Origin of the sequence: Massilia aerilata, assembly GCF_042656905.1 — a bacterium.
Classification (GTDB): Bacteria; Pseudomonadota; Gammaproteobacteria; order Burkholderiales; family Burkholderiaceae_D; genus Telluria; species Telluria aerilata.
In genome coordinates this window covers 128,705-151,314 of the sequence record NZ_JBHSMZ010000001.1, presented here as the reverse complement: position 1 = coordinate 151,314, position 22,610 = coordinate 128,705, and the positions used below count along the sequence as shown (strand labels likewise).

Genomic DNA, 22,610 nt, shown 5'->3' with positions numbered 1-22,610 from the left:
GCGCCGCGCGCCGCCCGGCCGGCCTGGAATCGCAGGCCAACGCTACCGATGGAGGTCCACGATGTCCAAGCAGCAGTCGCAGCAGCAGAACCGGCAGAAGGCCCAGGAACAGACGCCGCAGCGAACGCCACCCGGCACCGAGGCCCTGCTGACCCCGAAAGCCGACCACGGCGAATCCAGCTATGTCGGGCACGGCCGCCTGGCCGACAAGAAGGCCCTGATCACCGGCGCCGACAGCGGCATCGGCCGCGCCGTCGCCCTGGCCTACGCGCGCGAGGGCGCGGACGTGCTGATCGCCTACCTGAACGAGCATGAGGACGCGAAGGAGACCGAACGCCTGGTCAGGGAAGCCGGCCGCAAGGCGGTGCTGAAGCCGGGCGACCCGTGTACGTGATGCTGGCCTCGAACGAGGCCAGTTATGTGTCCGGGGCGCGGATCGCGGTGACGGGCGGCACGCCTATCTTATAAACGGACGCGCTGCACGTGGGCACGGGGTGCCCACCCTACGTTGACCGGTAGGGTGGGGTTTCGCGGCCAGCGGTCGCGAAACGAACGTGCCCACGTTCGTGCATAGATTACGCGTCGTTCGGGAAGCGGCTGCCGGCGTCGTTGCGCTGCGGTTCCGGTTCCGCCCGCGGGTGTTCTTCGTCCTCCGAACGCGGTTCCGGCGGCGGCTGCGGCAGGTCGGCCGGCGGGCCGCCTTCCTGCTGCATGTCGTTGCCCTCTTCCATATCCTCTTCCGGCTCCTGATGGCGCACCACCGGCTCCGCCTTGTGGAAGTTCGGGAATTCGGCGTCGGCCGGCAGCTTGCCGCTGTCCAGCGCGGCCTTGAAGAAGTCGCCCACCAGCAGGATCGCGCTGTGGCCGCCCTGGCCCCAGTAGTTCGAGCGCATGGTCACGCGGTTGTCGTTGAAGCCGACCCAGGCGCCGGCCACCAAGTTCGGATGCATCATGATGAACCAGCCGTCGGCATTGTTCTGGGTGGTGCCGGTCTTGCCGGCGACGTCGCCGTTGATGCCGAAGCGGTAGCGCACGGCGGTGCCGGTGCCGCGGTTGATCACGCCGCGCATCATGTCGATCAGGGTCACCGCCGAGGCCTGGGACAGCACGCGCTGCGGCGTCTGGCTGCCGAAATCGGCGATCACCTTGCCGTCGCGGTCGGTAATCCTGCGCACGAACACGGGCCGGCGGTATTCGCCCTGCGCCGCGATCGTCGAATACGCGCTGACCATTTCCAGCAGGGTCACCGGGCTGGTGCCCAGCGCGATCGAGGGCACGGCCGACAGTTTACTGCCGCGCACGCCCATGTCCTGGGCCAGCTTGACGATGGGCGCCACGCCCACGTCCTGCATCACCTGGGCGGTGATCGTGTTCTTCGAGAACACCAGGCCGTCGCGCATGGTCAGGCGGCGGCCGGTGGTGCCGCTGTTGTCGGTCGGGCGCCAGGTGGTGCCGTTGGGGTCGCGGATCGTCGTCACCGCGTCCAGGTAGGGATGGTCCGGCGTGATGCCGCGTTCCAGCGCCGCCGCGTAGACGATGGGCTTGAAGGTCGACCCCGGCTGGCGCGTGGCCTGGTTGACGTGGTCGAACTGTTCGCGCTGGAAGCTGCGGCTGCCGACCCAGGCTTTCACTTCGCCGGTGGCCGGATCCATGGCGACGAAGCCGGCTTCCAGGCGCGCCTTGGCCGTCTTCAGCTGGCGCAGGAATTCGCGGTCGGCCTTCAGGCGCTTGAGCGCCGCCGCCGCGTCCTCGCCGCCTTCGACCGCCTTCTTGTACTCGCCGGACTCGCGCACGAAGGCGTCGAGCAGCTCGCCGTGCGACTGCCAGTAATAGGCGAAGGGCGTGACGTCCTCGCGCATGTCGGCATAGGTCTGGGCCGAGGTCGAGTTGACCGGCCAGGCATGCGCCCAGTCGACGTCGGCGATGGCCTGCAGGGCGTCGGCCTGGCGCTCGACGGCGCGCTGGGCCGCCTGCTGCAGGTCGAAGTCGAGGGTGGTCTGCACGATCAGGCCATCCTGCTGCAGGTTGACGTCGTTCTTGTCGGCCCAGTCGACCAGCCACTTGCGCACGTAGGCGGTGAAGTGGTCATCCTTGCCGTTGCGCTCGGACTGGCGCGAGAAATGCACGCCCAGCTTGCGCTTGCTGAGCTGGCGGTAGCGGTTCTCGTCGAAGGCGCCGGCCTTCAGCATCTGCGCCAGCACCACGTTGCGGCGCGCCAGCGAGCGTTCCGGGTTGGTGACCGGGTTGTAATAGGCGGTGCCCTTCAGCATGCCGACCAGGGTTGCGGCCTCGGTTTCGCTGAGCTGGAAGGCGGTCTTGCCGAAATAGGTGCGCGCCGCCATCTCGATGCCGTAGGTGTTGTACAGGAAGGGCACCGTGTTCAGGTAGGCTTCGAGGATCTCGGTCTTGCTGTAGGTGTTCTCGATCTTGAAAGCGGTGATCAGCTCCTTCAGCTTGCGGTTCAGGTTGCGCTTGCTGCCGATCTCGTCGCGGAACATGTTGCGCGCCAGCTGCTGGGTAATGGTCGAGCCGCCCTGGGCGTCGCCCTTCAGGTTGGCCAGCATGGCGCCGCCGATGCGGGTGAAGTCGACGCCGTGGTGCTCGTAGAAACGATGGTCCTCGGTGGCGATCAGGGCCGTGACGACGTGCGGCGAAATCTGCGACAGCTTGACCTTTTCCTGCAGTCCCTGCTCGAAACTGGCCAGCTCGCGGCCGTCGCCGGACAGCACCACGGTCGGCTGCGCGACCCGGGCCTGCTTGACGTCCTCGATGCCCGGGGTCAGCGGGAACAGCATCGCCACGTAAATGGCGAACAGCACGATCAGCACCAGCACCGAGCACAGGCCGATCAGCAGCCAGCGCTCCAGCGGCGGGCGCTTCATCAGGCCGGCGCGCACCTGCTCGTAGCGGGCCCGCGCCCGCTGCGCCGCCGCGCCGCCGCGCCGGCGATCCGGGCCGGGATAGCCCATCGGTTGTTGTTGTCCTTCTTCGTTGTTGTTATGGTCGTCCACGCTTCGTTCCCGTCTGCTCCTGTTCATGTCCGCCGCAAGTATAGCCGAGGGCGTGAAAATCCACGGTGCGCCAGCCCGCTTATGCATGCACCGTCTGCGGGGTGACGTGCCGTCCGTTCCTCAGCATGGCTTCGACGTCCTGGCGCGAGGCCGCCTGCGCATACACATGGCCCTGCACCTCGTCGCAGCCGCGCCGCTTCAGGTAGTCGAGCTGGGCCTCCGTTTCCACCCCTTCGGCAATCACCCGCATGCGCAGCCCGCGCGCCAGCTCGATGATGGCCGAGACCATGGCGGCGTCGTCCTCGCTGCTGGTGATGTCGCGGACAAAGGAGCGGTCGATCTTCAGTACGTCCACCGGGAAACGGCGCAGGTAGGACAGGCTCGAGTAGCCGGTGCCGAAGTCGTCGATGGAGAGCTTGACCCCCATGCTCTTGAGCTCCCCCATGGTCCGGATCGCGCCCTCGACGTCTTCCATCATGAGGCTCTCGGTCAGTTCGATCTCCAGGCAGCCCGGCGCCAGGCCGGTCTCCTCCAGCACGCGCTCGATCTCGCGCACCAAACCGGGCTGGGCGAACTGGCGCGCCGACAGGTTGACGGCGATGCGCAGCGTCCCATAGCCGGCATGCTGCCATTCGCGGCTCTGGCGGCAGGCGGTGCGCAGCACCCAGGAGCCGATCGGCACGATCAGGCCGGTCTCCTCGGCCAGGTGGATGAAGCGGTCGGGCCGCACCATGCCCAGGATCGGGTGGCGCCAGCGGATCAGCGCCTCCAGCCCGACCACGGAACCGGATTCGAGATCGACCTGGGGCTGGTAGTGCAGTTCGAACTGGCCCTGCTGCAGTGCGCTGCGCAGCGCGCCTTCCAGCGCGATCCGTTCGCGCGCCCGAGCATTCATGGCCGAGGTGTAGAACTGGACCGCGTTGCGCCCGAGGTCCTTGGCGCGGTACATCGCCACTTCGGCGTGCTGGATCAGCGATGCCGCGTCATGGCCGTCGGCCGGCCAGGCCGCCAGGCCGGCGCTGCCGGTCATCACCAGCTCCTGGCCGTGCAGGCGCAGGGGCTCGGCCAGGGCCTTCAGCACTGCCTGGACCGCGGCCGCGGCTTCGCTCTCGTCGGCCCGGCCCGGCAGCACCAGCACGAACTCGTCGCCGCCGGTGCGCGCCACCGTGTCGGCGCGCCGGACCGCGGCCTGGGCCCGGCCCGCGACCGCCTTCAGCATCTCGTCGCCGGCGCTGTGGCCGAAGGTATCGTTGACGTACTTGAAGTGGTCGAGGTCGAGCGCCGCCACCCAGACCACGGCGTCGGCGCCGGCCAGCGCGATGGCGGCTTCGATGCGGTCCTGCAGCAGCACCCGGTTGGCGAGGCCGGTGAGCGTATCGTAGCGCGCGCGCACCTCCAGCTCGGCCTCGTAGCGCTTGGCGACGCTGACGTCGTACTGGGTGATCACGAAATGGCCGGGCTCGTCCTCGCCTTCCCACACCGGCGCCACGTAGACGTCGGCATACAGCTCCTTGCCGCTCTTGCAGCGCAGGCGCATGGTGGCGCTGCCTTCGCGCCGCTCGCGCATGGCCTGCAGCAGCTCGGCCACCGGGGCCTGCTCGGGCTCGCGCTCGGCGGCGTCGAACAGGCGCATGCCGAGCGCCTCGGCGGCGGTATAGCCGCGCATCCGTTCGAAGGCCGGGTTCACGTACTCGATCGGGTAGCCGGGCTCGCGGGCGTTCACCAGCATCACCACGTTGGCGCTGGCCTCGATCGCGCGCAGGTAGAGATTGGTCTTGCCGAGCGCCTGTTCGAGGTCGGCCGTGCGGCGCTCGATCAGGGCTTCGACCTCGCCGGAACGCTGGAAGCGGATGCGCACCCAGGCCCCCAGCGCCGCGCTCAGCAGGCAGCCCATGACCAGCACCGCCAGCGGCGCCGCGCCGCCGCCCATGTCGGTCGAGCGGCCGGACAGGCGCAGCTCCCAGCGCTGGCCGGCCACGTCGAAGGAGTGGCGCACGGTGAACACTTCCTCGCCCAGCCAGCCATGCCAGGCCGGCCGCGCGCGCCAGCCCATGCTGTCCCAGCGGAAGGCGGTCTGCATGCCCTGTTTGCCCATGCCGGCCAGTTCGATCGTGGTGCCGGCGCGGCCCAGCAGCCGGGCGCCGGCCAGGTTGCGTCCGACCAGGTCGCCGACGTCGAGCACCACCGAGGTATCGCCGATCACGCCGGCGCGGCGCGCGGCCGCCGCAAAGGGCACGGCGCCGCCGCGGTACACCGGCATCACCATTACCACGCCCAGCTTGCCCTTGTCTTGCAGCAGCGGCAACAGGACGCTGGCGCCCGGCCGGCCGCTGGCCAGCGCCTGCTCGAAGGCGCGCGCCTGCGGCTCGAAGGACAGCGCGTCAAAGCCGAACGCGTCGCGGTAGCCGTTCATGGGTTCGATGTATTCGGCCACCAGGTAGCGCGCGCGCGCGCCTGCCGGCGCCAGGCCGTCCCGGGCCCGCTCGCGGATCCGGAAGCCGGGCTGCAGGCGCGCCTGCCCGGCCTCGTAGCCGCTGCGGCCGCCGGACTCGACGATGCGGTGGAAGACCACGGCGTCCAGGTAGGGATGGGACGCCATCAGCGGGCGCACGAAGGCGCCGAACTGGGCGCGGTCGACCACGCCCATGGACTCGAACAGGGCATTGCTGGCCTGGAGCACGACCAGCACGTCGCCGAAGCTGTTGGCGACCGACGCGTAGTTGGTTTCAGCGCGCTGCAGGAACTCGGCGCGGCCGCGTTCGCGCTCCGCATCGCGCAGGCCGCTGGCGAGCGCAAAAGCAATCACTACGCCTCCCAGCAAGGCGAGGACGGCGGCGATATCGGGTGGCCGCGGACGGACGCGGCCAAGGCGCGCGATCCAATTCGACATAAGCCATGTTAGCAGGTCCGACCCTGCGCACGCGGGATTACTCTGGCGAGCGCGGCAATTCTTCCGGACTGGCCGGCAGGCGCGCCAGCTGGAAGCCGGCCAGGGTCGCGTAGAGCGGCGGGCTGATGGCGCGCGCCACCAGGTAGGACACCAGGGCGCAGGCCATCAGGCTGAGCACCATCGCGTGGCCGTCGACCATTTCCATCACGATGATGAAGGCGGTCAGCGGCGCCTGGGTGGCGGCCGACAGGAAGCCGACCATGCCCAGCGCGATCAGGGCCGGCATCTGCATACCGTATAGCAGCAAAGCGACGTCGTTGCCGATGGCAGCGCCGATTGCCAGCGAAGGGGCGAAAATACCGGCCGGCACCCCGGACCAGCTGGTGATCCAGGTAGCCAGGAATTTGAACAGCGCATAGGCCGGCGGCATCGCACCGGCGCCCTCGACCATGACGCGGGTGGCGCCGTAGCCGGAGCCGAAAGCCGCGCCCGCCGTGACGATGCCGATCACCGCCACCGCCAGGCCGCAGCCGGCCGCGAACAGCACCGGCCGGCGCGCGCGGAAGCGGCTGAAGGGATCGAGCGACTGCCCGGACAGCGAGGCGATCAGCAGGCGCGAGAACACGCCGCCGGCAATGCCCGCCAGCACCGCCAGCAGCAGGCCCGGCAGCAGCAGGTCCAGGCCCGGGGCCGGCGCGTGGATCACACCGAAATAGGCGCCATTGCCATGCGCCGACACCGCCACCAGGCCAGCCAGCACGATCGCGGCGATGATCAGGCCGCTGCTGCGCCGCTCCGGCGCGCGCGCCAGTTCCTCGATCGCGAACATCACGCCGCCGAGCGGCGTGTTGAAGGCGGCCGCGATACCGGCCGCGCCGCCGGCCACCAGCAGGCCGTGCACGCCGACCGGCGCTCCCGAAGGCATGAAGCGCCGCACCTGCAGCATGATGCCGGCGGCGATCTGCACCGACGGGCCTTCCCGTCCCAGGGACAGCCCGCCCAGCAGGCCGCCCGAAGTCAGCAATATCTTGGCAATACTCAGCCGCAGCGAGACGAACAGGCCGCGCTCGGACTCGCCGACTTCCTTCTCGAGCGTGGCCATGACCTGGGGAATGCCCGAGCCGGCCGCACCCGCCGCAAACCGGCGCGTGCACCAGACCACGGCCGCGGCCGCCGCCGGCGTGGCCAGCAGCGGCGCCCACCAGGCCAGGGCGCGCAGGGCGGAAAAATAGCCGCTCGCGGTTTCCGCCAGCCAGGTGAAGCCGACCACCGTCAAGCCGGCCACGACCGCCGCCGCCACCACCAGCGCGCGCGCCAGCCACAGCTTCCAGTCCGCCAGTTCCTGGCGTATCGCTTCCTTCATCGAACGCGGCGCTCTCATCGCGCGCCGCCATTACAATTAGACACTGAGCTAGTGACCGATTTATCCGTTATCATTCACGTATGTCCTCATCATCATTTTCGTCAAAGCAAACCGACGGGGCCGAGACCGCCGCACCCGAGACCCGCGTGCTGCGCCAGTTCCGCATCGTATTCAACTCGGTCAAGACCCACTTCCGCCAGGTCGAGCGCGAAGCCGGCGTCGGCGGCGCCCAGCTGTGGGCGCTGTCCGTGATCGAGCGCCGCCCCGGCATCGGCGTGACCGAGCTCTCGCGCGAGCTCGACATCCACCAGTCCACCGCCAGCAACCTGATCAAGAGCCTCACCGAGCGCGGCATGGTCACTGCCGCGCGCGAGGGCCTGGACCGGCGCAGCGTCTCCCTGCGCATCGCCGCGGAAGGCGAAGCGGTGCTGAAGAGCGCCCCGATGCCATTCGCCGGGGTGCTGCCGGACGCCCTGTCCAGCCTCGATCCGGCCACGCTGGAACGCATGGAACAGGACCTCGGCGCCCTGATCGCCCTGCTCGAAGCGGATCCGTCCAGCGCCAAGCTGCTGCTGTCCCAACAGCTGTAATCAAGCGCCGCGCCGGCCACCGCATCCCTGCTGCCGCCAGCCGGCGCAGGGTGCCGGCGAGGGGCCCGGCGATGATGTTGAACACGAACACGGCGGCGACACGGCTCAAGGCGCCTCAGGTCCATGGTGCGCTCACTGGCCCGGGACTGGCGCGCAGCCGGCGCAGCTCGATGCGGTGGCCGAGTTCGAACAGGATCAGGCCGAAGGCCGGATATGGCCTCCTCCGGGTGATTGAGACGGATGGCGCGGCAACCATGAAAAAAAGCTCCCGGCCGGAGCCGGGAGCGTAACGATACAAAGTATCCTCATCGCTGATCGCGAAGACCCGCTCGAACCTGCTCGGCGGCCCCGCTCACGGCACGATTGTGACACAGTTGCTGTATTGCAGGCAACCACATTTATACAAATACATTTTACTGCGAGACTGCGCGCGGCACCTGCGCCAGTGCGCAGCGCGAGCGCCGGCCTTCGACCGTGCAGGTGTTGCGCTCGCGCCCGTCGCGGTCGTGGATCACCACATCCCAGCGGTCGGCGCCCTTGCGTTCCATGGTCATGAAGCCGAAGCCGTCGATCCAGGAACTCATGGCGTCGACCACCGCGCCGGGAGCCGGCACGGTGCCGGGCGCGACCGTGGCCGGCAGCGGCACGATGTCCTCCGCCGTGCCGGCGAAGCCGCTGACGAACTGGGTCGGATGATCGGTCGAGAAACTGACCTGCTCCCACAGGTGCACGTGGCCGGACAGCAGCACCTCGACATTCGCCGGCAGCAGGCGCGGCTGGATGGCGCCGAAAGTCTGGATCAGGCCGGCGTCGCCGCCGAAGATCCTGATTTCCTTCGTCTTCTTGTCCTGCTCGGCGCCAAAGCCGTACAGCGGATGGTGATCCACCGCGATGGTGTGGCGGGCGCGGGCGGACAGCGTCTCCAGCTTGCGATAGGTGCCGGTGTACTTCTCGATCCGGACGTCGCCGGCCTTGAAGCCTTTGTAGCTGGTGTTGGCGCTGTCGAACACCAGCAGCTGGGCGTCGCCGCCGAGCGGCACCACGTAGGGGTCGGTGTAGTCGCCGATGCCGTCCCTGGCCGGGTCGTCGCAGCTGGTCTCGGGACGCAGCGGACGCGGGTCGAGGAAGCGCCACCAGCCCTGCCCGCCGCGCACGCAGGTCTCGTGGTTGCCGCGCGCCACCACCCACGGCGCGGCCGCCAAGAGGGCCCGCGCCGGCGTGAAGAAGTCGGCGTTCCAGGCATCCCAGCCATATCCGAAGGGGCTGCCGGCGCAGCCGGGGCGGTCCGCCGGGCACGGGTCTTCGCGGTAGTGGAAGTCGCCGACGTGGATCACCAGGTCCGGCTTCCAGGCGGCCGCGCTGGCGGCCACCCTGGCGAAGGGGAAGGCCTCGGCATCGTTACAGTCCTGGAATTCCTTGCCTTTCAGGCGGCAGCCGGTGTCGCCGATCACCACGATGCGCGTCGGCGCCTTGACCGGGATCGGCAGGCTCTGCCCGGCCACGCTGACGCTGCGTGCGCTCGCGGGCAGCGGCGTTTCGCAGCTCTGCACCGGCGATGAGACCGGCGCTGGGCGGTCTTTGGCGTCGCCGGTTTGCGGGCGCGGCGGGATCGCGGACAGCGGCGAGCGGACGCTCATCGTGGTGACGTTGCCGTCGATCTCGATGGCCGGACAGGACCAGGACGAGACGATCGCGCGCGCGGTCGCGGCGCCGTCGTCGCCGAGGATGACGAAGGCCGACTGCAGCGCAGGCCGGGGCTGCAGGCCGGCGCAGCCGGCGAGTGCGGCCGCACTCAGCAGCACAAGGGAAGTTCGAGACAGGGTCATGCTTGCTATCCGGGCAAAGCTGTCAACTTACCACATTCCCAAACTGCAAGCTGGCGCTTAGCCGATCTGGGTATATACATAATCCCATTCGTTATTTCCATGCGCGATAGCAGCCTGTTAAGCTCGCCCCCCTACGCAGCCATGGTGCTGTGCAACATATGGAAAGAAGAACATGAGCGTCAAGCATTCCCGTCCCAACCCCGCCCGCGCCCTCCTCGCGCTGGGCCTGATTGCCTCCGTCCTGCCCGCTGCGCAAGCCCAGCAAAACACGAGCGCCCAGCCGGCCGCCGGCGAGCTGCAATCGGTGGTCGTCACCGGCACCCGTTCGCTGAACCGCCGCACCCTCGAAACCGAATCGCCGGTCGACGTCATCTCCAGCCGTGAGCTGCTGAGCACCGGTTCCAGCGAACTGGCCACCGTCCTCTCGCGCCTGCTGCCCTCGATGAACTTCCCGCGCCCGGTCGGCGCCGACGCCAGCGACGCCGTGCGTCCGGCCCAGCTGCGCGGCCTGTCGCCGGACCAGACCCTGGTGCTGGTGAACGGCAAGCGCCGCCATACGTCGGCCGTGGTCAACGTCAACGGCACCCAGGGCCGCGGCTCGGCGCCGGTCGACCTGAACGCGATCCCGCTGGCCGCGATCGACCACATCGAAGTCCTGCGCGACGGCGCCGCCGCCCAGTACGGCTCGGATGCCATCGCCGGCGTGGTCAACGTCATCCTCAAGAAAGGCGCCGATGGCGGCGAAGCCGAGATCCAGTACGGCGAATACGACAAGGGCGACGGCGAACAGACCACCGTGCGCGGCTCGACCGGCTTCAAGCTGGGCGACAAGGGCTGGGTGCGCGTGGCCGTGGAGGCCGCCAACCGCAACCCGACCAACCGCGCCTTCCCCGACCCGCGTCCTGAAGCCGGCCCGCGCCAGGGCACCATCACCCAGCGCTACGGCGACCCGGACAGCCGTCCGCGCAGCCTCTTTCTGAACAGCCAGGTCAACATCAACGAGAACCTCGACTGGTACGCCTTCGCCAACTACGGCGAACGCAGAACCTCGTCGGCCGCGACCTGGCGCCTGGCCGGCCGCTCGCCGCTGTACCCGGAGGGCTTCCTGCCGCTGGAAGACAGCAAATCGACGGACGCATCGCTGGTGACGGGCCTGCGCGGCGAACTCGCAGGCTGGCGCTGGGACGCGAGCCTCAACCATGGGCGCAACCGCTTCATCCTGGACGTCGACAACACCACCAACCTGAGCACCGGCTTCCCCGACCCGGGCCAGACCAGTTTCCACGCCGGCAAACTGGCGACCACCCAGGAGGTCGCCAACCTCGACGTGGCGCGCGACATCCCGGTGGCCTGGATGAGCGGCCCGCTGACGGTGGCGCTGGGCGCCGAGGCGCGCTACGAATCGTATGAAATCAGCGCCGGCGAACCGAATTCCTACTTCGGCGGCGGCGCCCAGGGCTTCTCCGGCTTCCGGCCCGAGAACGCCGGCAAGAACAGCCGCAACAACCAGTCGCTCTACCTGAACCTGGAAGGCGACATCACCAAACAGCTGTCCGGCTCGCTGGCCGTGCGCCACGAACGCTACAGCGACTTCGGCAACACGACCTCGGGCAAGGTCGCGGCGCGCTACGCCCTCACCCCGCAATTCGCGCTGCGCGGCACCTTCTCGAACGGCTTCCGCGCCCCTTCGCTGGCGCAGGAGTTCTACACCATCACGACGACCAACTTCCTGGTCATCAACGGCCAGAACACGCCGATCGAAACCGGCACCTTCCCGGTCGACAGCCCCGCCGCGCAAGCCCTCGGCGCCCAGCCGCTGAAGCCCGAACGGGCCCGCAACCTGAGCTTCGGCGCCCAGTGGCAGCCGATCCGCAACTGGACCACCACCGTCGACCTGTACCGCATCGACATCGACGACCGCGTCATCTTCTCGTCCAACCTGCAACTGTCGGGCGCCGCCGCGGCCGGCCTCAACGCTGCGCTGCAGAACCGCGGCATCTTCGTCGGCGCCGCGCGCTACTTCACCAACGCCGTCGATACCCGCACCAGGGGCGTGGACGTGGTCAGCACCTGGCGCATGAACCTGGCCCAGGGCGCGCGCGCGGACTTCACGCTGGCCTACAACCACAACGACAACGAAGTGCGCCACGTCGCCGCCACCCCGGCCGTGCTGGCCAACGCGAACCTGGTGCTGGCGGACCGCCAGACCGTGAATCGCCTGACCGTCGGCTCGCCGAAGGACAAGCTGACCCTGTCCGGCGACTACACCCGCGGCACCTGGAGCGGCCACGCCAACGTGACGCGTTACGGAAAATTCACCGTCCCGCAAAACAACGTGGCGCTGGACCAGACCTACGATCCGCAATGGGTGCTGGACTTGTCGGCGTCGGTGCGCGTGGCCAGCGACTGGCGCGTGACCCTGGGCATCGACAACGTCACCAACCGCTATCCGGCGCAGGTGACCTCGAACGGCAACCTGAACGTGAACGGCACGCAGCCTTATAGTGTCTGGGCGCCGAATGGCTTCAATGGGCGTTTCTTCTACGGTAAGGTCGGCTATACCTGGTAAGCCGCTTGCCGTACGCGCCGTCCGCCCCGGTCTGCTTATCATGATGGCATGCACAACATGCCAACGTGGGCCCAGGCGGGGTTCTGGGGATTCGTGGCCGGCCGCGCTGCTGATCGGCGCGGCGGTCGGTTATTTCATCATGGTGCCGCAGCGCCTGATCCCGTGGCCGGCTTCCTGGCGGCGTTTGCATTGAGCCGGCTGGGCGGGTAGCTTCCCGCACCCGCGGCGGATCGCTTTTCCGCATATAAATTTCGTGATGCGTCACGGCGGCCGTGGGCGGCACGCCGGGTCTGCCAGCACCGTGGCGCCAGGCCGGATTGCCCTGCCACCCCATTCATGGGGCTAACAAGCCGAAACGTGGCGCGCTATCGTGCAGGCCTCGTACCCCCCATAACGATGTAAGCAAAGAGGCAACCATGACCCGCATTTCTTCCAAGCTTGTTTCCCTGTGCGCGGCCGGCGCCTGCCTGCTGGCGATGAACGCCGCCCACGCCCAGTTGTCCGCGCTCGGCGGCCTGGCCAGCAGCCTCGGCGGCATGCTGAGCAACACCGTGAACCCGATGGCCGGCGGCGATGCCTACGACGTCGACGGCTTCGTGCGCAAGTCCGCGGAACTGTCGGAGATCGCCGGCCGCTCGGTCACCGCGATCAATGCCGCCTTCGCCAGCGAGGAACAGCTGATGGCCAAGCGCGCGGCGCTGGCGGCGATCGCCGCGGTGGCGGACCCGAAGGAGCGCGCCGCGGCTTATCGTGCGCTGTACGAAGCCGAAGCCAGCGAAACCAGGCGCCTGATCGACTCCGGCGACATGGAAAAGCGCATGGCGATGCTGGACAGCGACAAGAAAAAACTGATCGGGCAGGCGCTGCTGAACTTCGCGATCGGCGCCCTGCAAGCGGTGGAACTGGGACGCCAGGGCAAGGCGATGGCGGCCAGCGTCGGCCTGAATCCGATGGAACTGGTGCGCGTGGCGCCGGTGAAGGATGCGATCCCGATGCTGGCCAAGGTGGCCATCGACGTGTCGGGCTTCATGGGGACGGTGGTGAAACTGGCCCGCAGTGCGGATATCGCGGTGCCGAAGGTCGGCGCCGACAGCAAGGCGGTGGCGCTGAACGTCTAGGCGGCAGCCGCGTGGCGGGCTTATTTGACGCGCTGCTTTTCCAGCTTCCGCGCCAAGGTCCGCCGGTGCAGGCCCAGCCGCCTCGCCGCCTCGGAAATATTGAAATCCGTCTCCGCCAGCACCGCGTGTATCCGCTCCCACTCCAGGGTCTTGATCGAGGTCGCGCGGTTGGTCAGTTCCAGCTCGGTGTTCCCCGCCACATGGCCGAAGGCGGCTTCGATGTCGTCGGTGTTCGAGGGCTTGGCCAGGTATTGCGAGGCGCCCAGCTTGATCGCCTCGACCGCGGTGCCGATGCTGGCGAAGCCGGTCAGCACCACGATCTGCATCTCCTCGTCGTGCGCATGCAGCAGCTGCACGCAGGCCAGGCCGGAGCTGTTGCCCTTCAGCTTGAGGTCGACCACCGCGTAGTTCGGGCTGTGCTCCTTCAGCAGTTCCTGGGCTTCGTCGAAGCCGGGCGCGTGCAGCACCGTGTAGCCGCGCCGTTCGAAGGAGCGGCCGAGGGTGCGCGCGAAGGCGTCGTCGTCCTCGATGATCAGCAGCAGACGGTCGCGCTCAGGGTCGTCGTCCTGGTCCAGCAAGTTCTCTTCTTCGTTCATTCTTCTTCCAGTGCGATCGCCTTCAGCGGCAGCGTCAGGCGGACCTCGGCGCCGCCCTGCGGACGGTTCGAGGCCGACACGCTGCCGCCCAGGGTGCGCGCCACGTTCACCACCAGGAACAGCCCGAGCCCACCGCCCGGCCGGCCCTTGGTCGACTGATAGGGCTTGCCGAACTGGGCCAGCATGCCGGGGGCGAAGCCGGGGCCGCGGTCGGTCACCGACAGCTGCAGCGTGCCGCCGGCGGCGCTGGCTTCGAGGCCGACCCAGTCGGGCGAGGCTTCGAGTGCATTATCCAGCACGTTGTCGATCATTTGCTTGAGGGCCGAATCGAAGGCCACCGGCAAGTCCTTCTCGATGCGGTTCACGTAGGCGAACTCGCGCACCGGCCGCGACTCCTGCCATTCCTCGACCAGTTCGTCCATGAAGCTCCGGATGGTGGTGCGCACCGCCGATTCGCCGCGCGCCTCGCCGGCCGACAGCAGGATGCCGCTGACGATGGACTTGCAGCGCTTCAGCTGCGTCTCCATCTCGGTGATCTCCTCGATCAGGTCGGGACTCGACCTGAACTCGCGCATGCGCTTCCAGTCGCCCAGGATCACCGACAGGGTCGCCAGCGGCGTGCCCAGTTCGTGGGCCGCGCCGCTGGCCAGCAGGCCCATGCGCACGATGTGCTCTTCCTCGGCGGCGCGCTGGCGCAGGTCGGCCAGCTGGGCGGCCTTGCCGCGCAGGGTGTTCGTGATGCGCGAGATGAAGACCACCAGCAGCGCCGCGTTCAGCACGAAGCAGATCAGCATGCCCTGCACGTACAGGCTGGAGATGCCGCGCGCGTGGTCGAAGGGCAGCGGCAGCGGGCGCGCGAAGATCGACAGGCCCGCCAGGCAGGCCAGGGTGATGCCGACGATGGTCCAGGTCGACCAGGCTTCCAGCAGGACCGCGGACAGAATCACCTGCAGCAGGTACAGGAAGGCGAAGGGATTGGTGGTGCCGCCCGACAGGTAGAGCTGCATGGTCAGGCTGGCGACGTCGACCAGCAAGGCCAGGAACAGCTCGTTGTTGGTGACGGGGCGGTGCTCGTGCCAGCGCAGGTGGCTGGCGACGTTGAACGCGATCAGGCAGGCCAGAACCTCGAGCATCTGCACCAGCGGCAGCTTGACGTCGAAGATCAGGATCGCGCCCGCGATCGTGGTGACCTGGCCGATGACGGCGATCCAGCGCAGCTCGATCAGCTGCAGCATGTTCTTGTGGCCGGCGACGTATTCGACGTCGGCGGCGGTGTTTTTCAGTACGTCAGTCGTCGTGTTCATCGTTCCCTGCCCTGCCGGCGCCGCGCGTGGCCCACCACCAGGCGGCGGCCACCATCAAGGCGAGAGCATACCAAGTCACGGCATACATCAGGTGGCTGTTGTGGAAACTGACCACCGTGAGGCCGCCCTGCGGCTGGTCCGGCGAGCCGGCCGGGTTCTGGCCGGCGGCGGCGTCGATGAAGTAAGGCGCGGTGAGCGTGGCGGGCAGGCCGCGTGCGGCGGCGATCGCGGGCACGTCGCGCGCGTACCAGCGGTTCGCGGCCGGATCGTTGGTGCGCAGGAAGAAGCCCTTCGGCTCGCTGATGCGCAGCAGGCCGACCAGCTGCACGGCGCCGCCGGCGTTCGCGGCGCAGGGATAGTCCCGCGACTTGCGCGGCGCGTAGCGGGTGCGCTCGCCGGGCGTGGCGGCGATGAAGCCGCGGTTGACGAGGATGACGTGGCCGTCCGTGGTGCACAGGGGCGTCAGCAGCCAGTAGCCGCTGCCCTGCTCGGTGAGCGCCTGGACCGGGGTGGTGTATTCGTAGAGATAGGTGCCGGCGACCTGCACCCGGCGGTATTCGTCGGATTCGGCGGTGATGCCGGCCCAGCGCGCCACCGGGGGCGGCGCGCCAGGGGCGGCGTGCACGCGCTGTTCGACGCGCGCGATCAGGTCCAGTTTCCATTGCAGGCGCATGAGCTGCCAGGTGCCCAGACCTGCGAAAAGAACGATCAGCAGCAGCGCGAAGGCCGCCAGGAGGACGCGCGAAGCGGGTCCGCGCGGGGTGTGCCCCGGCATGCCGGGGTCTGCTGCTGGATCGCTTACTGCCATTTACTGCATGTCGTGCATGCCATGCACGGCGCCGCCATCGTTGCCCATCATGCTGGGCATCATGTTGGCGTTCATGTGGTACATGACCCAGATCGAGCCGGTCAGCACGATGAACAGCAGGATCGCCGTCAGGATCAGGGCCATCATGTTCCAGCCGCCCTCGGACTTCGAGTTCATGTGCAGGAAGTAGATCATGTGCACGACCACCTGCACCGCGGCGAAGCCGAGGATCACGAACTTGGTCGTGGCAGGCGGCAGTTGGTGGGTCATCACCAGCCAGAACGGGATCGCGGTCAGGATCACCGACAGGATGAAGCCGATCGTGTAGTCCTTGAAGCTGCCGTGGGCTTCCATGTGGTCGCCGTGGTCGACGCCGTGGCCGTGCCCATGGTCGTGGCCGTGAGCGTGGGTGTGGTGATCGCTCATGGCAGAACTCCCATCAGGTAAACATAGGTGAACACGCCGATCCAGACGACGTCCAGGAAGTGCCAGAACATCGACAGGCAGGCGAGGCGGCGGTAGTTGGCGGCGTGGATGCCGTGCTTACCGACCTGGAACATCAGCGTGACCAGCCACACGATACCGAAGGTGACGTGCAGGCCGTGGGTGCCGACCAGCGAGAAGAACGCGGTCAGGAAGCCCGAGCGCCACGGGCCGAAGCCTTCGTGGATCAGGTGCGAGAACTCGTCCAGCTCCAGGTAGAGGAAGCAGGCGCCCAGCACGCCGGTGATGGCGAGCCAGACCAGCGTCGCCTTCACGTTCTTCTTCTGCGCCGCCAGCATGGCAAAGCCATAGGTGATCGACGAGAACAGCAGGAAGGCCGTGTTCAGCGCAACGGTGCCGAGTTCGAAGATCTCGGCGCCCGACGGGCCGCCCGCGTAGTTGCGGCCCAGGACAGCGTAGGTCGCGAACAGGCAGGCGAAGATGAGGCAGTCGCTCATCAGGTAAATCCAGAAGCCCAGCAGCGTGCCGTTTTCCGGGTGGTGCTCGACCGCGTAGTAGCGCGAGCTGATGTCGGCGCCGGTGGCGCTGACGGTGTTGGTATTAATCTCAGACATGGGCTTCCAGCAGTCGGGTATGAGCTTCTTCCGTACGCGCCACTTCTTCCGCAGGGATGTAGTAGTCGCGCTTGTAGTTGAACGTGTGGTAGATGGTCACGGCCACGGTCGCGACGAAGGCGACGGCCACCAGCAGCCACATATGCCAAATGATGCCGAAACCGAGCACGAAGGTGATGAACGGGATCACCGGACCGGCCCAGGTATTTGCCGGCATGTGGATCGGCACGAAACCGCTCAGCGGACGTTTGTAGCCGGCCTTCTTCATGTCGGCCCAGGTGTCGTTGTCATGCACGACCGGCGTGAACGCGAAGTTGTAGTCAGGCGGCGGCGACGAGGTAGCCCATTCCAGGGTACGGCCGTCCCACGGGTCGCCGGTGACGTCGCGCAGCTGCTTGCGATTGATGACGGACACGGCAACCTGCATCAGCAGGCAGGCGATACCGGCGGCGATCATCAGGGTGCCGGCCAGCGAAATCTGGAACAGCCAGTGGATCGACGGATCGTCGAAGTGGCTCAGGCGGCGGGTCACGCCCATGAAGCCCAGGATGTAAGGCGGGGTGAAGGCGACCCAGAAGCCGATCGACCACAGCCAGAAGGAGCGCACGCCCCAGGTACGGTCCAGCTTGTAGCCGAACATCTTCGGCCACCAGTAGTTCACGCCCGCGAACAGGCCGAAAAGCACGCCGCCGATGATGACGTTGTGGAAGTGGGCGATCAGGAACAGCGAGTTGTGCAGCACGAAGTCGGCCGGCGGGACCGCCAGCATCACGCCGGTCATGCCGCCGATGATGAAGGTGATCATGAAGGACACGGTCCACATCATCGGCAGTTCATAGCGGATGCGGCCCTTGTACATGGTGAACAGCCAGTTGAAGATCTTGGCGCCGGTCGGGATCGAGATGATCATCGTGGTGATGCCGAAGAACGAGTTCACGCTCGCGCCCGAACCCATCGTGAAGAAGTGGTGCAGCCACACGAGGTAGGACAGGACCATGATCACGACGGTCGCATAGACCATCGACGAGTAGCCGAACAGACGCTTGTTGCAGAAGGTCGCCACGACTTCCGAGTAGATGCCGAAAGCCGGCAGGATCAGGATGTACACCTCCGGGTGGCCCCAGATCCAGATCAGGTTCACATACATCATGGCGTTGCCGCCCAGTTCGTTCGTGAAGAAGTGGGTGTCGAACAGACGGTCCAGGCCCAGCATCGCCAGGGTGGCGGTCAGGATCGGGAAGGCCATCACGATCAGGATGTTGGTGCACAGCGCGGTCCAGGTGAAGACCGGCATCTTCATCAGGTCCATGCCCGGGGCGCGCATCTTGACGATGGTGACCACCAGGTTGATACCCGACAGCAGTGTGCCGACACCGGCAATCTGCAATGACCAGATGTAGTAGTCGACCCCGACGTCAGGGCTGGCCAGGATGCCGGACAGCGGCGGGAAGGCCAGCCAGCCGGTGCGGGCGAATTCGCCGACGAACAGCGAAGCCATCACCAGCAGCGCACCCATGGTGGTCATCCAGAACGAGAAGTTGTTCAGGAACGGGAAGGCGACGTCGCGCGCGCCGATCTGCAGCGGCACCACGTAGTTCATCAGGCCCGTCACCAGCGGCATCGCCACGAAGAAGATCATGATCACGCCGTGGGCGGTGAAGACCTGGTCGTAGTGGTGCGGCGGCAGGAAGCCGTGCGAATCGCCGAAGGAGAACGCCTGCTGGGCGCGCATCATCAGTGCGTCGGCAAAGCCGCGCAGGAACATGATCAGACCGAGGATCATGTACATGATGCCGATCTTCTTGTGGTCGATACTGGTGAACCACTCGTTCCAGAGATAGCCCCACAGCTTGAATTTGGTGATCGCGCCGAGGACGACCAGGCCGCCCAGGATCACCATCGCAAAGGTACCGATCAGGATCGGCTCGTGGTAGGGAATCGCTTCCCAGCTGAGCCGACCGAAGATCAACTTCATTAAGTCTAGTTGCTCGTGCATGATTACTTCTTCTTCACAGATTCATCGGGCGTGGTGCAGACTTCGCCGTTGTTGGCCTGGGCCAGGCGGGTCGCTGCCGCGTGTTGGGGCATCCGGTTCATTGCCATCTCGCGCGCCTTGCGGGCGTCGTCCATCATCATCTTGTCCTGGCAGACGACGCCATCGGCGACGCAGCGGTTCAGGATGCGATAGTACATATCGTCATCGACGGCGCCGTAGTGGCGGACCGGATCCTTGATGCTCGGCTTTTCCAGCACCAGGTAGTTGGCGCGGTCCAGCTTGCCGGCGCTGGTGGACTTGACCGATGCCACCCAGCCGTCGAAATCGCCCTGCGGAACGCCGCGGTAGGCGAACTTCATGTCCGAGTAACCGGCGCCGCTGTAGTTGGACGAGATGCCGAAGGAACTCACCGGCTTGTTCTGCACCGCATTCAGGGTGATCTCCATCCCCGGCATGCCGTACACCATGCCCGCCAGTTCCGGCACGTAGAACGCGTTCATGACCGAGGTCGCGGAGACCTTGATGCGCAGCGGCTGGTCGACCGGCACCACCAGTTCGTTCACGGTCGCGATGCCCTGCTCCGGATAGATGAACAGCCATTTCCAGTCCATCGCCACGGCCTGCACCACCAGCGGTTTGGCGGTTGCGGGAATCGGGCGGTTCTCGTCGAGACGGTCGAGCGGACGGTAGGGGTCGAGCTTGTGGGTGTAGATCCAGGTCACCAGGCCCAGCACGATCACGATCAGCAGGGGCGCGCCCCAGATGACGAGTTCGAGCTTGGTCGAGTGGTCCCAGTCCGGCTCGTAGGCGGCCTCGGTATTGCTGGCCCGGTACTTAATGGCGAACCAGACGATGAGAATCATGACTGGAACGATGATCAACAACATCAGGACCACCGAGACGGTGATCAGATGCGCCTGCTGCTTGGCGATGTCGCCGGTAGGGTTCATCACCACCGTGTTGCAGCCGGCAAGGGCCGCCAACAGGGGGGTGAGAAGCAATCCGCGACTTACGGTCTTGGGAATCATGCTTGTGTTTTACGTTACATGGGAAAGATAACATGCTAATGTAACGCCAACGGTGCACGTTTGGCGATTGGACGTTTTGTCCCACCCTTCGCACTTTTTTGTTGTCGGCGTTTCATCCCGAAGGGTTTTTACCCAGTTGTCAAGAGACTACAGGAGACGAAATATGCAGCAGAACACCACCACCTACGGCGACGCAGCCGCTTCTCCCATCACCGCCCCGCACAGCGGCGCCCGCAACATCAACTCGCGCGACACCGCCATCTCTCCCGGCGACATCGCCGTCGGCGTGGTCATCGGCCGCGCCTCGGAGTATTTCGACTTCTTCGTTTACGCGATCGCTTCGGTGCTGGTGTTCCCGGCCGTGTTCTTTCCGTTCGCGGACCGGCTCGAAGGCACCCTGTATTCCTTCGCCATCTTCGCCCTTGCCTATATCGCAAGGCCAATCGGCACCCTGATCTTCATGGCCATCCAGCGCCACTTCAGCCGCGAGATCAAGCTGACCATCGCGCTGTTCATGCTGGGCACGGCCACCGTCGCCATCTCCGCCCTGCCGACCTATTCGCGCTGGGGCGAGTGGGCCATCATCTCGCTGGCGGTACTGCGCCTGGGACAGGGTTTCGCGCTCGGCGGCACCTGGGACGGCCTGCCTTCGCTGCTGGCGCTGAACGCCCCCGAACACAAGCGCGGATGGTACGCGATGTTGGGACAACTTGGCGCACCGGTCGGATTCATCATCGCGGCCGGCGTGTTTTCCTACCTGATGGCCGAGCTGTCGCAGGACGATTTCCTGGTCTGGGGCTGGCGCTTCCCCTTCTATGTCGCCTTCGCCATCAACGTGGTCGCGCTGTTCGCCCGCCTGCGCCTGATCTCGACGCCGGACTACACCCACCTGCTCGACGAGCACCAGCTCGACGCCGTGCCGGTGCGTGAAGTGGCCGGCAAGCAGGGCAGCACCATCGTGCTGGGCGCCCTCGCCGCGCTGGCCAGCTACGCGCTGTTCCACCTGGTGACCGTGTTCCCGCTGTCCTGGCTCCAGCTCTACGACACCCGCTCGATGTCGGACTTCCTGGTGGTCCAGATCTGGGGCGGCGGCCTCGCGATCGTCGGCGTGCTGGCGTCCGGCCTGATCGCCGACAAATTCGGACGCCGCAATACGCTGGGCACCCTGGCCGCGCTGATCGCCCTGTTCTCGGGCTTCGTGCCGACCCTGATGGACGGCGGCGCGACGGGCCAGAACACCTTCATCCTGGTCGGCTTCCTGCTGCTCGGCATGTCCTACGGCCAGGCGTCCGGCGCCGTGACCTCGAACTTCCTGCCCGAGTACCGCTACACCGGTGCGGCCCTGACCTCCGACCTGGCCTGGCTGGTGGGCGCCGCCTTCGCGCCGCTGGTCGCGCTCGGACTGGCCGCCAACTACGGCCTCGGCTACGTCAGCCTCTACTTGCTCTCGGGCGCGCTGGCCTCGCTGGCCGCGCTGAGCCTGAACCGCGCGCTGGAGATCCGCAACTGACGCTAAAGTAGGAAGCAGCAGAGCTTACGCCCCGGTTGATACCGGGGCTTTTTTTTGGTTCATCGCGGGTTTCAGGGATGAACCTGTTGTAAACGCAAGAGAGCAGTAAGGAAGAGTTATTGTGTTTGTGCGACCAAACAGAATTCCCAACCTACCGCTCTCATGCCAGATCATATTGCCTCGCTCCCGTTCTGGGAAGGTTTTTCCATCACCTCGTTTAAGCAAGTAGGCCAGTCGGTATCGATTCGGCTAGAGCCTTGTCCGGCTACGGCCCGGATCTGCAGGCATTGCGCCGGCGTTACACCAAAGGTGCACGATGTCAGCTGGCGTACCGTGCGCGATTTGCCGCTGGTAGGCCATGCACTGACTCTGGAAGTGGCAGTGTACCGGGTCAAATGCGATGGTTGTGGACGTACTGGAAGCCAGCGCGTCAGCTGGCTTGATCCACATTCGAGGATAACGCGCCGCCTGGCGGCATTCGTGGCACTGTGGAGCGAGCGCATTCCGCTTACTCACGTTTGCCAGCTCACCGGCCTGCACTGGAGTACGGTGCGGCAGATTCACCAGCAAGCTTTGGAGCGGAAGCTTGCTGCGTTACCAGAGGCGCGTCCGAAGCGTCTGGTCATGGATGAATTTGCTCTGTTCAAGGGCCATCGTTACGCCACAGTCGTACTCGATGCCGATAGCAGGCAGGTGCTTTGGGTTGGCGAAGGCCGTAGCCGTGAAGCCATCCGGCCTTTCTTCACCTGGTTGGGCATCGAGCGTTGCCAAGCCATCGAAGTCGTCGCGATGGACATGAATACGGCCTTCGACCTGGAAGTGCAAAAACAGTGTCCGAACGCGCGCGTCGTCTACGATCTGTTCCACGTCATCGCCAAGTATGGACGGGAAGTGATCGACCGGGTCCGGGTCGACGAGGCGAACCGGCTGCGCGATCAATCCA

Annotated in this window: 17 protein-coding genes and 1 pseudogene; 6 read left to right on the top strand and 12 right to left on the bottom strand. The window is 66.6% G+C overall.

The genetic code is table 11. The features are described 5' to 3' along the window. Positions 1-61: 61 nt before the first annotated feature. A pseudogene (locus ACFPO9_RS00630) lies at positions 62-382 on the top strand (SDR family NAD(P)-dependent oxidoreductase); the annotation flags it as partial. Between the two features lie 193 nt (positions 383-575). Here ACFPO9_RS00630 and ACFPO9_RS00625 read toward each other — a convergent pair. From ACFPO9_RS00625 to ACFPO9_RS00615, 3 genes are all read right to left on the bottom strand, one after another. Then, positions 576-3,011 carry a penicillin-binding protein 1A gene (locus ACFPO9_RS00625; RefSeq protein WP_379765503.1) on the bottom strand — a complete coding sequence of 812 codons (2,436 nt, stop codon included), beginning with the start codon at positions 3,009-3,011 and terminating at the stop codon, positions 576-578. Between the two features lie 79 nt (positions 3,012-3,090). Further along, the gene (locus ACFPO9_RS00620) at positions 3,091-5,817 is read right to left on the bottom strand and encodes a bifunctional diguanylate cyclase/phosphodiesterase (RefSeq protein WP_379765500.1); all 2,727 of its coding nucleotides are present in this window, start codon (positions 5,815-5,817) and stop codon (positions 3,091-3,093) included. 121 nt (positions 5,818-5,938) lie between these two features. Next, on the bottom strand, positions 5,939-7,282 hold the full coding sequence (locus ACFPO9_RS00615) for a chloride channel protein (RefSeq protein WP_379765497.1): 1,344 nt from the start codon (positions 7,280-7,282) through the stop codon (positions 5,939-5,941). 62 nt (positions 7,283-7,344) lie between these two features. Here ACFPO9_RS00615 and ACFPO9_RS00610 point away from each other — a divergent pair, with 62 nt between their 5' ends. Continuing rightward, on the top strand, positions 7,345-7,854 hold the full coding sequence (locus ACFPO9_RS00610) for a MarR family winged helix-turn-helix transcriptional regulator (RefSeq protein ID WP_379765494.1): 510 nt from the start codon (positions 7,345-7,347) through the stop codon (positions 7,852-7,854). Positions 7,855-7,969: 115 nt separating this feature from the next. Here ACFPO9_RS00610 and ACFPO9_RS00605 read toward each other — a convergent pair whose 3' ends face one another. Next, the gene (locus ACFPO9_RS00605; RefSeq protein WP_379765491.1) at positions 7,970-8,110 is read right to left on the bottom strand and encodes a hypothetical protein; all 141 of its coding nucleotides are present in this window, start codon (positions 8,108-8,110) and stop codon (positions 7,970-7,972) included. Positions 8,111-8,267: 157 nt separating this feature from the next. Beyond that, positions 8,268-9,680: a metallophosphoesterase family protein gene (locus ACFPO9_RS00600; protein WP_379765488.1), complete on the bottom strand. Its 1,413-nt coding sequence runs from the start codon at positions 9,678-9,680 to the stop codon at positions 8,268-8,270. 172 nt (positions 9,681-9,852) lie between these two features. Between ACFPO9_RS00600 and ACFPO9_RS00595 the strand changes: the two genes are divergently transcribed. Further along, positions 9,853-12,249: a TonB-dependent receptor plug domain-containing protein gene (locus ACFPO9_RS00595; protein WP_379765485.1), complete on the top strand. Its 2,397-nt coding sequence runs from the start codon at positions 9,853-9,855 to the stop codon at positions 12,247-12,249. A gap of 416 nt (positions 12,250-12,665) precedes the next feature. Continuing rightward, positions 12,666-13,367 carry a hypothetical protein gene (locus tag ACFPO9_RS00590; RefSeq protein WP_379765482.1) on the top strand — a complete coding sequence of 234 codons (702 nt, stop codon included), beginning with the start codon at positions 12,666-12,668 and terminating at the stop codon, positions 13,365-13,367. A gap of 20 nt (positions 13,368-13,387) precedes the next feature. Here ACFPO9_RS00590 and ACFPO9_RS00585 read toward each other — a convergent pair whose 3' ends face one another. The 7 genes from ACFPO9_RS00585 to cyoA are packed head-to-tail and all read right to left on the bottom strand — an operon-like array spanning position 13,388 to position 20,157. Next, positions 13,388-13,963, bottom strand: coding sequence for a response regulator transcription factor (locus ACFPO9_RS00585; RefSeq protein WP_379765479.1), 576 nt, complete (start codon positions 13,961-13,963; stop codon positions 13,388-13,390). Continuing rightward, a complete protein-coding gene (locus ACFPO9_RS00580) occupies positions 13,960-15,267 on the bottom strand; it encodes an ATP-binding protein (RefSeq protein ID WP_379765476.1) in 1,308 nt (435 codons plus the stop codon). Before ACFPO9_RS00580 ends, ACFPO9_RS00585 begins: the two co-directional genes overlap by 4 nt. Beyond that, a complete protein-coding gene (locus tag ACFPO9_RS00575) occupies positions 15,251-16,042 on the bottom strand; it encodes an SURF1 family protein (protein WP_379765473.1) in 792 nt (263 codons plus the stop codon). The genes ACFPO9_RS00580 and ACFPO9_RS00575 overlap by 17 nt, the downstream gene beginning before the upstream one ends. A 33-nt stretch (positions 16,043-16,075) precedes the next feature. After that, the gene (cyoD, locus tag ACFPO9_RS00570) at positions 16,076-16,501 is read right to left on the bottom strand and encodes a cytochrome o ubiquinol oxidase subunit IV (protein WP_379765470.1); all 426 of its coding nucleotides are present in this window, start codon (positions 16,499-16,501) and stop codon (positions 16,076-16,078) included. Then, positions 16,498-17,133: a cytochrome o ubiquinol oxidase subunit III gene (cyoC, locus tag ACFPO9_RS00565; RefSeq protein WP_379765467.1), complete on the bottom strand. Its 636-nt coding sequence runs from the start codon at positions 17,131-17,133 to the stop codon at positions 16,498-16,500. Before cyoC ends, cyoD begins: the two co-directional genes overlap by 4 nt. Next, complete coding sequence (gene cyoB, locus ACFPO9_RS00560) at positions 17,126-19,129, bottom strand: cytochrome o ubiquinol oxidase subunit I (protein WP_379765464.1); 2,004 nt, start codon at positions 19,127-19,129, stop codon at positions 17,126-17,128. Before cyoB ends, cyoC begins: the two co-directional genes overlap by 8 nt. 2 nt (positions 19,130-19,131) lie before the next feature. Beyond that, entirely contained in the window at positions 19,132-20,157 is a 1,026-nt protein-coding gene (cyoA, locus tag ACFPO9_RS00555) for a ubiquinol oxidase subunit II (protein WP_379765461.1), read from the bottom strand. A 163-nt stretch (positions 20,158-20,320) separates the two neighbouring features. On the opposite strand from cyoA, the gene ACFPO9_RS00550 reads away from it, so the two are divergent. Continuing rightward, entirely contained in the window at positions 20,321-21,667 is a 1,347-nt protein-coding gene (locus ACFPO9_RS00550) for an MFS transporter (RefSeq protein WP_379765458.1), read from the top strand. Positions 21,668-21,829: 162 nt separating this feature from the next. Continuing rightward, positions 21,830-22,610: ISL3 family transposase (locus ACFPO9_RS00545; protein ID WP_379767565.1), on the top strand; the 781-nt coding region annotated here is incomplete at its 3' end.

What these genes read in the sequence shown, in the direction of transcription:
- cyoC (WP_379765467.1), bottom strand. Translation starts at nt 17,133, where the DNA reads ATGTCTGAGATTAATACCAACACCGTCAGCGCCACCGGCGCCGACATC.
- cyoB (WP_379765464.1), bottom strand. Translation starts at nt 19,129, where the DNA reads ATGCACGAGCAACTAGACTTAATGAAGTTGATCTTCGGTCGGCTCAGC.
- ACFPO9_RS00610 (WP_379765494.1), top strand. Translation starts at nt 7,345, where the DNA reads ATGTCCTCATCATCATTTTCGTCAAAGCAAACCGACGGGGCCGAGACC.
- ACFPO9_RS00605 (WP_379765491.1), bottom strand. Translation starts at nt 8,110, where the DNA reads ATGGTTGCCGCGCCATCCGTCTCAATCACCCGGAGGAGGCCATATCCG.
- ACFPO9_RS00585 (WP_379765479.1), bottom strand. Translation starts at nt 13,963, where the DNA reads ATGAACGAAGAAGAGAACTTGCTGGACCAGGACGACGACCCTGAGCGC.
- ACFPO9_RS00595 (WP_379765485.1), top strand. Translation starts at nt 9,853, where the DNA reads ATGAGCGTCAAGCATTCCCGTCCCAACCCCGCCCGCGCCCTCCTCGCG.
- cyoD (WP_379765470.1), bottom strand. Translation starts at nt 16,501, where the DNA reads ATGAGCGATCACCACACCCACGCTCACGGCCACGACCATGGGCACGGC.
- ACFPO9_RS00580 (WP_379765476.1), bottom strand. Translation starts at nt 15,267, where the DNA reads ATGAACACGACGACTGACGTACTGAAAAACACCGCCGCCGACGTCGAA.
- ACFPO9_RS00600 (WP_379765488.1), bottom strand. Translation starts at nt 9,680, where the DNA reads ATGACCCTGTCTCGAACTTCCCTTGTGCTGCTGAGTGCGGCCGCACTC.
- ACFPO9_RS00550 (WP_379765458.1), top strand. Translation starts at nt 20,321, where the DNA reads ATGCAGCAGAACACCACCACCTACGGCGACGCAGCCGCTTCTCCCATC.
- cyoA (WP_379765461.1), bottom strand. Translation starts at nt 20,157, where the DNA reads ATGATTCCCAAGACCGTAAGTCGCGGATTGCTTCTCACCCCCCTGTTG.
- ACFPO9_RS00590 (WP_379765482.1), top strand. Translation starts at nt 12,666, where the DNA reads ATGACCCGCATTTCTTCCAAGCTTGTTTCCCTGTGCGCGGCCGGCGCC.
- ACFPO9_RS00615 (WP_379765497.1), bottom strand. Translation starts at nt 7,282, where the DNA reads ATGAGAGCGCCGCGTTCGATGAAGGAAGCGATACGCCAGGAACTGGCG.
- ACFPO9_RS00575 (WP_379765473.1), bottom strand. Translation starts at nt 16,042, where the DNA reads ATGCCGGGGCACACCCCGCGCGGACCCGCTTCGCGCGTCCTCCTGGCG.